Source organism: Nocardioidaceae bacterium SCSIO 66511, assembly GCA_023100825.1.
In the GTDB taxonomy this organism is placed as follows: Bacteria; Actinomycetota; Actinomycetes; order Propionibacteriales; family Nocardioidaceae; genus Solicola.
Window position 1 is genome coordinate 1,424,347 of sequence record CP095846.1, and the last position, 12,319, is coordinate 1,436,665.

The 12,319-nt window shown below is 64.3% G+C and carries 11 protein-coding genes; 10 read left to right on the plus strand and 1 reads right to left on the minus strand.

Going from position 1 to position 12,319, the window contains the following annotated elements; translation table 11 throughout:
• Nucleotides 1-83: 83 nt before the first annotated feature.
• The 10 genes from MU582_06660 to MU582_06705 all read left to right on the plus strand — a co-directional run bounded on the left by MU582_06660 (nt 84) and on the right by MU582_06705 (nt 10,921).
• Nucleotides 84-1,565: an APC family permease gene (locus MU582_06660; protein UPK76318.1), complete on the plus strand. Its 1,482-nt coding sequence runs from the start codon at nt 84-86 to the stop codon at nt 1,563-1,565.
• Nucleotides 1,562-2,839, plus strand: coding sequence for a glutamine synthetase family protein (locus MU582_06665; protein UPK76319.1), 1,278 nt, complete (start codon nt 1,562-1,564; stop codon nt 2,837-2,839). Before MU582_06660 ends, MU582_06665 begins: the two co-directional genes overlap by 4 nt.
• The gene (locus MU582_06670; protein ID UPK76320.1) at nt 2,829-3,974 is read left to right on the plus strand and encodes an amidohydrolase family protein; all 1,146 of its coding nucleotides are present in this window, start codon (nt 2,829-2,831) and stop codon (nt 3,972-3,974) included. Before MU582_06665 ends, MU582_06670 begins: the two co-directional genes overlap by 11 nt.
• Nucleotides 3,971-5,134, plus strand: coding sequence for a M20 family metallopeptidase (locus tag MU582_06675; GenBank protein UPK76321.1), 1,164 nt, complete (start codon nt 3,971-3,973; stop codon nt 5,132-5,134). Before MU582_06670 ends, MU582_06675 begins: the two co-directional genes overlap by 4 nt.
• A complete protein-coding gene (locus tag MU582_06680; GenBank protein UPK76322.1) occupies nt 5,131-6,108 on the plus strand; it encodes a phosphotransferase in 978 nt (325 codons plus the stop codon). Before MU582_06675 ends, MU582_06680 begins: the two co-directional genes overlap by 4 nt.
• Entirely contained in the window at nt 6,093-7,388 is a 1,296-nt protein-coding gene (locus MU582_06685) for an aminotransferase class III-fold pyridoxal phosphate-dependent enzyme (GenBank protein UPK76323.1), read from the plus strand. Before MU582_06680 ends, MU582_06685 begins: the two co-directional genes overlap by 16 nt.
• 120 nt (nt 7,389-7,508) lie before the next feature.
• On the plus strand, nt 7,509-9,023 hold the full coding sequence (locus MU582_06690) for a sodium:solute symporter family protein (GenBank protein UPK76324.1): 1,515 nt from the start codon (nt 7,509-7,511) through the stop codon (nt 9,021-9,023).
• A 140-nt stretch (nt 9,024-9,163) separates the two neighbouring features.
• Nucleotides 9,164-9,556, plus strand: coding sequence for a Rid family hydrolase (locus tag MU582_06695; GenBank protein ID UPK76325.1), 393 nt, complete (start codon nt 9,164-9,166; stop codon nt 9,554-9,556).
• A complete protein-coding gene (locus MU582_06700) occupies nt 9,553-10,698 on the plus strand; it encodes an FAD-binding oxidoreductase (protein ID UPK76326.1) in 1,146 nt (381 codons plus the stop codon). The genes MU582_06695 and MU582_06700 overlap by 4 nt, the downstream gene beginning before the upstream one ends.
• A gap of 67 nt (nt 10,699-10,765) precedes the next feature.
• Nucleotides 10,766-10,921: a hypothetical protein gene (locus tag MU582_06705; GenBank protein UPK76327.1), complete on the plus strand. Its 156-nt coding sequence runs from the start codon at nt 10,766-10,768 to the stop codon at nt 10,919-10,921.
• Nucleotides 10,922-11,806: 885 nt separating this feature from the next.
• On the opposite strand, the gene MU582_06710 is transcribed toward MU582_06705, so the two are convergent.
• The gene (locus MU582_06710) at nt 11,807-11,986 is read right to left on the minus strand and encodes a hypothetical protein (protein ID UPK76328.1); all 180 of its coding nucleotides are present in this window, start codon (nt 11,984-11,986) and stop codon (nt 11,807-11,809) included.
• Nucleotides 11,987-12,319 lie beyond the last annotated feature (333 nt).

Here is a 12,319-nt window from a genome sequence, read left to right on the forward strand (position 1 = left end):
TTCTTCAGATTGCCTCTTGACGAATGATATGAAACTTGGCTTTCATTGGCGCTACGTCCGTACGATGCCGCCAGGAGTACGCCATGTCCCAACTCGCCACCAAGCACAAGCTCAAGTTGTGGGAGGCCCTGGCGCTGTCTGTCGCCCTGATGGGGCCGACGATCGCCATGGCGCTGAACGGCGTCGGAGTGGCCGGGCTTGCCGGACCGTCGGTGCCGCTCGTGTTCGCGCTCGGGTTCTTGGGCGTCGCGCTCGTTGCGTACGGATTCGTAAGGCTCACCCGCTACTTCAACCACGCAGGCTCTGTGTACGCCCTCGCAGGAGCGACAATCGGCCCCCGTGCGGGCTTCTTCGGCGGGTTCGCGCTGGTCGCGACGTACACCATGTTCGCTGCCAGCACGCTTGCTGCGACGGGGGTGTTCGTCGATGCATTCCTGAGCCAGCTCAACGTGGACACCACCGTCTCGTGGCTCATCGTCGCGGCCATGACGGCCGTGATCGTCGCCGTCCTATGTACGCGAGACTCTCGCGTCACCGCGCGCACGCTCTTCGTCATCGAGGTCGTAGGCATCGCCGCGATGCTCGTACTCGCTTTCGTGATCGTGGCGCGAGTCGGCTCGGGCAATGCTCCCGGTACCCAAGAGTTCGACCTGTCGACCTTCACCCTCGGCGAGAACTCCATGACCACGGTCATGGCCGCCACCGTGTTCGCCTTCCTGTCCTGGGCGGGCTTCGAGGCGTGCGCGTCACTCGGTGAGGAGACAGACAACCCGCGGCGAAACATCCCGAGTGCCCTCGTGGGAGCGCTGGTCATCACCGGTGTCTTGTACGTGTTCGTCATGTTCGCGCAGACCATCGGGTTCGGAACCGACCCGGCCGGCATCCGCGCGTTCTCCGAGACGGATTCCTCTCTCGTTGCCCTCGGCAAGCAATACCTCGGGGTCGGCTTTGGACTCATCATCGCCTTCACCGCCTTGGTTTCGTCCATCGCCTCGGCGCTGGGCTCAACAACTGCTGGTAGTCGGCTGATCTTCGCTCTGGCGCGCGACGGGTTCGGCCCGAAGGCCCTCGCGAAGACGAGCCCGAGCACGGGAGCGCCGACGCCTGCTGTTTCCTTCATCGTGGTCGTGACGTTCACGATCTGCGTGGTGCTCTTCGTACGAGACGAATCCGCAAGCGACGTCTACTTCTGGACTGCAACGCTCGGCGTACTCTGTCTGCTCATCGTTTACGTCGTTGCGGCAGCCGGGGTCATCGTGTTCACACTGCGCGGACGTGCGAGCATCCCGAAGTGGGAGATCGTCATCCCCGCGATGGCCATCTGCTATCTCGGCTTCGTCATCTACAAGCAGTCGGTCGGCCAGCCCGCCCCGTACAACATCTTCCCGTACGTCGCCGCCGGATGGTGCCTGCTCGGGCTGGCGATCGCATGGCTAGCTCCTGGCCTTGCCCAACGCATCGGTGCACGCTTGTCGAAGGAGCTAACCCACACTGGTAGCGACCTGAGCGCCGTGTCGGCATCAGCTCCTGCCACCGCGACGCAGGAGAAGGAGGAAACGCGGTGAGTCACAACCTGTTCGTCGCAACCTGCGACCTCTCGGCGCACGTGCGTGGCAGATCAGTGCCCGCGACCAGGGCAGAGGAGACCCTTCGTACCGGCACCGGCTGGGTACCCGCCAACCTCGCGATCTCCGCGTCGGGCCACCTCACCGATAACGAGTTCGGTTCGACCGGGGACCTCCGCCTGCTACCCGACCCGACCACGCGATGCACGATCGAGGCGCGGCGAGACAAGCCTGGCGTCGATATCGTCCTAGCCAACCAGACCGAGCTCGACGGATCACCGTGGACGTGTTGTCCGCGAGGCTTCCTCAGTGAAGTCGTTGACGACCTCGCGGCCGAGGGACTCACTATTCGGGCGTCGTTTGAGCACGAGTTCACCCTCTCCGGGCAGCCGGACTCACAGCCGTTCTCGCTCGATCGCTTCCGACGGGTCGAACCCTTCGGCAGCGAGCTCGTCGCACTGGTCGAGCGGGCTGGGCTCGAACCGGAGACCTGGCTGCCCGAGTACGGGCCTGGTCAATTCGAGCTGACCTTGCGCCCGGCGCACGCGCTGGCCGCTGCCGATCGGGCGATTCTGCTGCGTGAACTCGTCCGCGACCTTGCGAATGAAGTCGGGCATCCCGCCACCTTCACGCCGGTCGTCAGCGCTGATGGCATCGGCAACGGCGTTCACGTGCACCTGTCCGTCTACGACACCGACGGCACCCCATTGCTGTACGACCCGGCGCGCCCGGGTGGACTCTCCCGGGTCGGCGGCTCGTTCGCGGCTGGTGTCATCCGCCATGCGCGGGCGCTTTGCGCGCTCACCGCAGCGAGTCCCGTTTCGTACCTTCGCCTCGCACCTGGCAATTGGAGCGCTTCGGCACCGTTTATTGCCGACCGTGACCGCGAGGCAATGCTGCGTATCTGTCCCACCTCTGGCACCGAGGAAGAGGTGGCACGGCAGTACAACCTCGAGTTCCGAGCCGCCGACGCCACTGCGAACCCGTGGTTCGCGCTCGGCGCGATCCTGCGTGCAGGACTCCACGGTGTACGCGCCGGGTACGACCCCGCCGAGGTCGCCCTCGAAGAAGGCGACGGCGTCCGAGCGCGGGCGGGAGGCCTCCCGTCGAGCCTCGGCGAGGCCCTAGACGAGTTGAGAGCCGATGACGTCGCCCGTGGCTGGTTCGACCCCCTGCTGTTGTCGACGTACGAAGCCGTCAAGCGTGCCGACCTGGACGAGGTGGCGAAGCTCGAGGTTCCGGATCTGTGCGAATGGGGAACGCGTGTCTATTGACCGAATTCGAGCCGACGTCGCGGCGGCGCCGCTGGTTGATCACCACGTTCACGGTGCGTGGGCAGCCGCGCCGCGTCGTGCCGATTTCGAGCTCATGCTCACCGAGTCCGACCAGGCCGGGCCACCCGCAACCACTACGTTCGACTCACAAGTCGGCTTTGCCGTCCGCCGCTGGTGCGCGCCCGTACTCGACCTCGAACCGCACGCCAGCGCCGAGGCATACCTCGCCCGACGTGACGAGTTGGGCAACGATGAGGTCAACGGCCGATTTCTGCAGCAGAGCGGAATAGCCCATTACCTGCTGGAGACCGGGTTCCGCGGCGACCAGATCCATGGTGTCCACGGCATGGCGACCTCCAGTCGTGCACGAGTCGATGAGGTGGTGCGGCTGGAACCCCTCGCCGAGCAGCTTGCTGCCTCGGGCGTCGGTGCCGCCGAGTTCCCGGCAGCGTTCGCCGCCCTGCTCGACGAACGCACGCGTGACGCCGTCGGACTCAAGACGATCGTCGCGTACCGATACGGACTCGACTTCGACTCTGCACCCCCGACGCATCGCGAGATCGTCGATGCAGCCGGGCGCTGGCTCGCCGAAATAGGTGATGGCGAGCCGCGCGTCACCGACCCGGTGCTCCTTCGGGCGCTGATCTGGGCCGGTGTAGAACGCGGGCTGCCATTGCAGTTCCACGTCGGCTACGGAGATCCGGACCTCGACCTGCAGCGGTGCGACCCGCTCCGCTTGACCGGCTTCCTCAAGCGAGTCGACTCGACCGGTGTCCCGATCATGCTTCTGCACACGTATCCGTTTCACCGCAATGCCGGCTACTTGGCACAGATGTTTCCGAACGTCTACATGGATGTCGGACTCGGCGTGAACTACACCGGTGCACGGTCGCGGGCCGTCGTTGCTGAGTCGCTGGAGCTCGCGCCCTTCTCGAAGGTCTTGTTCTCGACAGATGCGTGGGGCATGCCCGAGTTGCACTATCTCGGTGCGACGCTGTGGCGATCGGGCATGGTTGCGTCGTTGGCATCGTTCCTCGAAGCCGGAGAGTGGAGTGCCGCCGACGCCGCCCGGGTGGTTCGGCTGATTGCCCATGAGAATGCCCAGCGGGTCTACCGCCTCGAGGAAACCGCATGAGCGCGAATCTCTGGGCGAGCCTTGACTCTGGTGCCTCGAAGGCTCGCGCGTTACGTCGGCTGCTGCACGCCGTTCCCGACCTGTCCGGTCACGAGGCTCGCACTCGCGACGCCGTCGTGTCGCATCTGCCCGAACCAACTGCCGTTGTCCCGGTCGCCGATCACGGAATGATCCTGCGCTTCGGACCACCGGGGCCCGCGGTCGGCGTACGCGCCGAGCTCGACGCGCTGCCGGTGCAGGAGCAGACCGACGTCGCATGGGCATCGACATCCGGGAATATGCACGCCTGCGGTCACGACGTTCATCTGGCAGCGGCCGCCGCACTATGTCACGCCGTGCACACACTCGAGCTTCCCGTCCCACTGGTGCTTGCCCTGCAGCCGCGCGAGGAAACGATGCCTTCGGGCGCCCTCGACATCATCGAGTCTGGGCAACTCGATCGCCAACAGGTAGTGACGATGATTGGTGCACACGTGCAGCCGCTACTCGAACGCGGCCAGGTGGCGTGTAGCGGGGGTTCCGTGAATGCGTCGTCGGACGAGTTTCAGGTCGTGATCAGCGGTGAGGGCGGTCATGGCGCCTATCCGCACCTCGGCGCGGACCCTGTGCTCGCCCTCAGTCACTTCGTCACCATGGTGCAGCAAGTGGTCTCTCGTGAGTCGGATCCGATGGCACCTGCAGTCGTCAGTGTCGGCGAGGTGCACGCCGGCTCGTCGGCCAATGTACGACCGGACGAGGCCCGCGCATCGGGCATCGTCCGGGCGATGAGTGCTGACCATCGCACACTCGTCCTGCGCCGAATCCGCGAGATCGCAGCTGCGGTAGCCATAGCCGGTGGATGTACAGCACAGGTGGAGATCACCGGTGGCGAACCGGTGTTGGTCAACGACCACGAGCTGGCGGCGCGTACACGTGAGCATCTCGATCGCAGCGGTATCGATACCAGCATTGAGATCCGGTCCTGCGGCGCCGACGACTTTGCCTTCTACAGCGCGCACGTTCCGTCGCTGATGGCGTTCGTCGGCGTCGGCGCGGCGGCTGGCCAGCTGCACAGCCCCGGCTTTCTGCCCGATGAGGAAGTGGTGGACCTGACCACCACCACGCTCGCGGCAGGGTACCTCGCGTCGGCGGGCAGATACGGGCTGCAGGCGATCGGATGAGCAACGCACGCAGCCTGCTCGCGGGCCGACCGGACATGACGCCCGCGCGGGCAGAGCGTCTGCTCTCTGAGCACTGGGGACTCGTGGCGCAGGTTCGACCACTCAGCTCAGAACGGGATCTGAACTTCGCGGTCGCGGTCGGCGGTGTGGACCGATACGTTCTGAAGGTCGCGAATGGCCTTGATCCGCGATCGGCTGTCGACCTCCAACAGGAAATGATGATGCGGCTGCTCGATCGTGGGCTGCCCGTGCCCGATGTCGTTCCGACGGGCGGCAGCAGCACGGTTTGCTGCGGCGATCACCCGGTCTGGCTCATCGGGCTGCTCCCTGGCTCGCCGATGGCGTACTCGGAGCCGACGGACGAGACCTTCGTGCAGCTCGGTCGGCTCATCGGCCGAGTCAGTTTGGCACTGGACGGCTTCGACCACCCGGGCGCTCGTCGTTCGATGCAATGGGACGTGCAGCGTGCCGACAATGTCATCGCGCACTATCGACCGTACGTGCGTGACAGCACGCGCGGTGCGCTCCTTGATCGAGAACTCACACACTTGCAGCGTCGCGTTCTTCCCGTGCTGGACCATCTGCCGCGCACGGTGGTGCACAACGATGCGAACGACCACAATGTGCTGGTCGATGAGCGTGGCGACATCACCGGACTCATCGACTTTGGAGACGCCCTGCACAGCGTTCGAATTCACGACCTGGCAGTTGCGTGCGCGTATGCGATGCTCGACCGCGACGACCCGACGACGGTCGCCGAGCGCATCATCGCAGCGTACGAAGCCGAATTTGCAGCGACCGATGTCGAGCTGACCGCCGTACCCCACCTCATCCGCGCTCGGCTCGCGACGAGCGTTGCGATCTCGGCCTACCAGTCCCGCGACGTCGACGATCCCTACTTGAGGGTCTCCGAGGAAGCGGCTTGGACATTGTTGGAACGCTGGGAAGGTGGGGCACCATGGCCGACATCGTGAACGACATCCTGCGACGGCGACGCGAACACATCGCACCCGGCCTTTCTGTGTTGTACAGCGACGACCCGATCCACGTCGTCCGTGCAGCCGGGCAATACCTCTATGACGACTCGGGCGCCGCGTACCTGGACTGCATGAACAACGTGCCGCATGTCGGCCACTGCCACCCGCGGGTGGCAGACGCCGTTGCTCGTCAGTTCGCCACCTTGAACACCAACTCCCGACTGCTCTACGACCAGCTTGCGGAGTACGCCGAGCGGCTCTGCGCACTCGTCCCTGATCCGCTGGAAGTCTGCTACTTCGTCAACTCCGGCAGTGAGGCGAACGAGCTCGCACTACGCCTCATGCGTGCCGCAACCGGGCGACGCGGCGTCGTCGCGTTGTCCGGCGCCTACCATGGCAACACGACCTCGCTGGTTGATATCAGTCCCTACAAGTTCGATGGGCGAGGCGGCCAGGGTCGACCTCGCCACGTTCAGGTGGCGCCTGCACCGGACGCCTATCGCGGGCCACATCGTGATGAGGGAGCGGTCGAGTCGTACACGCAAGAGGTCGACGACGCTCTTCGGCGTGGTGAGCGCGACGGATTCGCGGCTGGAGCGTTCATTTCCGAAGCCCTCATGGGAACGGCTGGGCAGATCCATCCACCCGAGGGCTATCTCCCCGGTGCGTATGCACGAGCACGCGATCACGGCGCTCTTGTCATTGCAGACGAGGTCCAGGTCGGATTCGGCCGTGTAGGTCAGGAGTTTTGGGCGTTTCGCGCCATGGGTGCGACGCCGGACATACTGACGCTCGGAAAGCCGATCGGCAACAGCTATCCGCTCGGAGCAGTGATCACAACGCGAGAGATCGCCGCGGAGTTCGACAACGGGATGGAGTACTTCAACACCTTCGGGGGCAGCCCGGTCGCGTGCGCGGCCGGACTCGCGGTGCTCGACGTACTGCGCGACGAAGAACTCCCTGAGCATGCCGAGAAGGTGGGAGATCACCTGCTCTCTCGGCTTCGCGAACTCGGTGAGACTCACGAGGCGATCGGAGACGTTCGTGGCCTCGGGCTGTTTATCGGCGTGGAGATCGTGGCCGATCGAGCGACGCGGACACCGGCAAGCGATGTTGCGCGTCATATCGTCACCCGCCTGCGCGCCGAACGGATTCTCATCTCGACGGACGGCCCGGACGACAATGTGCTGAAGATCAAGCCTCCGTTGGCGTTCGATGCCGATGATGCTGATCGGTTGGCTGACGCCATCCATCGCGCATTGATCGCGATGGAGTAGTGCCAACGATTCGTTGGGTGCTGCTTTTCCGGCAGGTCGCCGAAGAGCCTGTCTCAGGCGTCCGATCGTGGTTGCCAGCGACATCGCCGGTCACCATGGCGTGCATATTGCGTGTTGGTGATGACCGTTGACAACGCGCAATACTCCTGCCTAGTGTTCAGTCATAGTGAACGGTGTTCAATATGGGCACCGTCGTTCGTTGGCAGGGAGTTGAATCCCATGACGATCGTCGAAGTGATCGTCGTCGCATACGTACTCGGAGTGCTTGGCTTGGCGCTCCGGCTGCGGAACCGGACGAAGAACCTCGACGACTTCTTTGTCGGTGGTCGTTCGTTCTCGCTTTGGTACAACGTCAATACGCTCGCGGCGACGGCGATCGGTTCGGGCACGACGATCGGCGTCGCAGGGATGACCTACGCAGACGGCATCTCTGCGGGTTGGATCCTCATCGGTTTCGCGATCGGGTTCGGCCTTATCGCGGTGCTGATCGCAGAGCCGTTGCACCGGATGAAGTCGGTGACGATGACCGACGTCATCGGTGATCGCTTCGGCGATCGCGCCCGCGCGATCGCGAGCGTGCTGATCCTCGTTCAATACTTCGGCATCGCGGCAGCTCAGGTGCTCGCCCTCGGCCTCATGACTGCGTCACTTCTCGACATCTCGCTTACTCTGTCGATCATCACGATGGGTTCAGTGATGATCGTCTACACCGTCGTCGGCGGGCTGCTCTCGATCTCGCTCGTCGACATCTTCCAGATGACGCTGATCGCAATCGGAATCATGGTCGTCCTGCCCTACGTCGGTTTGGACGAGGTCGGCGGCGCGGGCGGTCTTTCCGACGGTCTCAGTAGCGACTACTTCAACCCCACAGCGATGGGCGCCGCCGGCCTGATAGGCATGCTGGCATGGATCATTCCCCAGGGGTTCTTGTCGCAGGAGTTATGGATCAGAGTACTCGCTTCCAAGAGTCCGTCCGTCGCGCGACGGTCGACCCTGATCGCGTCGTTCGCGGTCTATCTCCCGTACATGGTTTCGATCCTCGTCATTGGCCTGTGCGGGGCCGTGCTCCTTCCCGGCATCAATCCCGACACCGTTATTCCCCGGTTGATCACTGAGTACACGCCACCGGTCGTCCAGGGGGTGTTGTTCGCCGCCCTGCTGTCAGTACTCATGTCCACGGCGACATCCGTGATGCTCGTGGCCGGATCGAACCTCATCAAGGATGTCGTGCTGCGGATCGACCGCAGGCCCCACTCAGACAGGTCGTTGCTGATCGCCTCGAAGCTGGGAGTGATCGTCGTCGGCGCGCTCTCGATCGTGCTCGCGCTGAGCGCAGACGGGATCATCGAGCTTATGCAGAATGTCGCGACCCCTTACGTCGGCGCACTATTCCCGATCGTGCTTGCGGTCTTCTTCTGGCCGCGGGCGAGCGCGACGGCGGCCCTGGCGACGATGCTTGTGTCGATCGTGCTGTCGACGATCCTGTACGCGACTGACTGGACGGTGTGGGATCTGCATCCGATCGTGATCAACCTCTGTGCGAGCACCGTGACCCTCGCACTCGTGTCCTTCGCGATACCGAACAAGCACACGACCACCACGGTCCCCCGTGACGCAACGACAGAGGAGGCATGAGTCATGGACGGGTTCACTATTGCCGTCGTCGGGATGGGGTTCGTTGTCACCGCGATGCTCCTCGGCGGATTCCTACGCGAGGTCCTGCGTGAGCGGCGCGACCGTTACTGACCAACCCTTCTACCCAACGAGAGATCCCTATGCTTGAGCGAATCCAGGACGGCGGCGGCTTCGAGGAGAAGGCCGGCTACTGCCGTGCCGTCAAAGCCGGTGCGACCATCAGCGTCAGCGGTACGATCGCGTCGGCGCCCGAAGGAGTAGCCCTCGCGGACCTCGACACCTACGAGCAGACGGCCGCCGGGCTGCGCCGCTCCCTCGAGGCTGTCCGCGAGCTTGGCGGCGCCGTCGAGACGGTGACACGTACACGGGTGTATCTCGCGCCGGGAGCCGTCTGGCAGCAGATGGTGCGCGCTCACCACGAGATCTTCGCCGATGCGCGCCCTGCTAACACAACGGTCTACGTGTCTGCCCTCATCCCGCCCGGCGCACTTGTCGAGGTGGAGCTCGAGGCCGTCACTGAGGTATCGAGGTGAGCACACGACGTGTCGACCTCGTGGTCGTCGGAGCTGGCGTCATCGGACTGTCGATCGCTTGGCGACTCGCGAAGGCGGGAGACAGCTGCACCGTCTTCGACGGACGTGGCATCGGGTCGGGCATGACCGCGATCCAACCTGGTGGCATCCGTACGCAGTGGAGCAGCGAGCTGGCCTGTGAAATGGCCCTGGAATCGTACGACTTCTACCGGGAGATCGACGCCCGGCTGCAGCCAGGTCAGGATCCGGCGTTCGATGCATGCGGTTATGTCTTCGCGGCGGCGAAGCCGGAGACATTGGCCGATCTTGAACGCGGTGTCGAGCTGCAAAACGCCAAGGGAATCGGCAGCGAGATGCTGGGCGCTGACGAAATCGCCGAGCTCGTGCCCGGAATCGACCCGTCGGTCACAATCGGCGGCGTGTACAACGCCACGGACGGGTATTTCGACCACCCCGGCGCCGTCGCCACCGCCTTCGCGGAGGCAGCGATCAGGGCGGGTGCACAGTACGAGGCGAAACACGTCGAGCGCATCGACCGAATGGCCGACGGGTGGAACGTCGTACTCCGTGGTGGCGACACCATGGTTGCGTCGTCCGTGATCGTCGCCGCGGGAGCAGGGTCCGCGAGCCTGGTCGCGCCACACTCGGATCCCGTCCCGCTCGACAGCGAGCCGAGATATCTCTTCTACAGCAACCGGATTCGACCGTTCTTGGTCCGCCCGCTCGTGGTCTTCGCTGATGAGCACTTCGCCGTGAAGCATCTGGCGGACGGCAGCGTACTGGCCTCGAACCTGAGTCACGGCCACGACGGCTCTCCAGACGAAACCGCCTGGCGCAAGGAGGTCACCCAGACGGCACGTCGTCTGGTCCCGTTGCTCGAGCACGTGAGGTACCCCGTCCTAGTTGAGGGTACGTACGACGTCACACCAGACCAGCAGCCGATACTCGGCCCCGTGCCCGGCGCCACAGGGCTGTACCTCGCCGCGGGGATGAACGGTCGCGGAATGATGATGGCTCCCGCAATCGGCCGGATGATGGCCGATGCCGTTGCCAACGACGACGCGAGTGCAATCCCGTCAGAGCTGCAGATTTCCAGGTTCACGTCTGGGCGCCCAACGCGCGGCGAGGCGCGGGTCATCTGAGCGCTGGTACGTCGCGGCCGGCGGGTTCTGCGCGCCCCGACGATGCCGGTCACAGTGGCGGCGGCAGGTGGCCGACCAGCTCGGACACGCCGCGTCGATGACCCAGGACGTCTATCTCGGTCGCAAGGCTGCGAACCCGCGAGCCGCTGAGGACGTCGAGCGGTTCATGGCGTCGACACCGGGTGACGAGGAATCCAGCCCCGAGGACGAAAACCATGGGTAAAGCATGGCCTTCGGCCTTGGAGGGCCTGTGTGGTGCGGCATCAGGGACTCGAACCCCGAACCCACTGATTAGCGTTTGGCGCCTCTTGACGATTCGCGCTCAGGTCGAAAAGTACGCTCTGACCTGCGCAGACGTCGTTGCAGCGCTTGTGGGTGGTACGGGCGAGTTCCGGTCGTTTCGTGACTAATCGCATGGGCTAGAGCATGGCCCGGGTACTGGACTCGGGCTACGTCAGTAACACGATTTCCAAGCCTGTCGTCAGTCGAACGGCGAGGTTCAGTGACGTACGCGCGCTGCATCGGCGGGCACTAACTCCGCGAATGGACCCCGCCGAACTGGGACGAATGAGTACTCGTGGCGACGGTCGAGGTTGTCGTACTGGCTGGTCTGCTACTGGTGCTGCTATAGCAGGTCCCACCCGCACGACAGAAGCCGCACCCTTGACGGAGAGTAATCAATCCGACAAGGTAAGCGCCACGGGGGAGCGACTCCCCGACGGCAAGTAGAGGAAGGGGAGCAGATGCGACGCCTATTTGCGGCCGCCGCTGTAGCTACACTAGCGGTCACAGCCTTCGCTGGCCCCGCTGATGCGGGCAACGTCAAGGCCAAGGTTCCCGGAGGCGGGGGCTATGGACGGTACGTCGACAGCGGCGACAAGGTCAAGGCCTGCGACACTGACGCCGACGGCCGTTCTGTCGGAGTCAAATGGAAGGTTCCCGCTCTTGGCCGGAACGGCCGGTTCGCCAACGACCGGGGTTCGGGGACATGCAAGACGCGAAATTACGGCTTCCGTGAAGGCAAAGTCATCAAGGTAAAGGCTTGCCAAGTCCAAAGCGGCCGGTGGTACACGTGCTCACGCTGGAAGCGGACGCGCACGTAAGTACGTCATCCGAGAAGCATCCTGACGGCGGCGGCGAGTAGCAGCGACGATGTGAGACACAGGGTCGCGAGTATTACTCGTCGCCGCTGCTGTGTCTTTCCGCTTGCGATGCAGTCCCGCACGGTGAAGGCCGGCTCGCATATCTCCTGTGCTTGCAGCCGGCGTCGAAGTTCGTCCTCGTCCATCACTGGCCCCCTCTCACTCGATCAGAACCCGCACCTACAAGAGTCGCCGAGGGCGGGATGGGTTCCAAGAAGATTCGACCACACCAGTCCCGTCCCCCTGATAGGTGCCGGTCGTAGGTCGGAGTGGAGCGGGTCAAGGGTCGAGCTTGCTCGATCACGGAGTGACGCGACGGAGGAGCGCTCTTGACGCGTGGAGCGGAGGCCGAAGAATGGACCGATCAGGGGACGGGGCTCTACGGCCAGGTCGACAAGCTCGCTCCGCCGGCTGATGCGTCCGGCTCCTTCGATGTGAGCGCGCGCCGGTAGCGAAAGCGTGTAGCTCCGAGCGCGAGC

Bases quoted from the DNA above. Each gene is read 5' to 3' on its own strand.
- MU582_06680 (UPK76322.1), top strand. From the start codon at position 5,131: ATGAGCAACGCACGCAGCCTGCTCGCGGGCCGACCGGACATGACGCCC.
- MU582_06695 (UPK76325.1), top strand. From the start codon at position 9,164: ATGCTTGAGCGAATCCAGGACGGCGGCGGCTTCGAGGAGAAGGCCGGC.
- MU582_06660 (UPK76318.1), top strand. From the start codon at position 84: ATGTCCCAACTCGCCACCAAGCACAAGCTCAAGTTGTGGGAGGCCCTG.
- MU582_06675 (UPK76321.1), top strand. From the start codon at position 3,971: ATGAGCGCGAATCTCTGGGCGAGCCTTGACTCTGGTGCCTCGAAGGCT.
- MU582_06685 (UPK76323.1), top strand. From the start codon at position 6,093: ATGGCCGACATCGTGAACGACATCCTGCGACGGCGACGCGAACACATC.
- MU582_06710 (UPK76328.1), bottom strand. From the start codon at position 11,986: ATGGACGAGGACGAACTTCGACGCCGGCTGCAAGCACAGGAGATATGC.
- MU582_06690 (UPK76324.1), top strand. From the start codon at position 7,509: ATGACCGTTGACAACGCGCAATACTCCTGCCTAGTGTTCAGTCATAGT.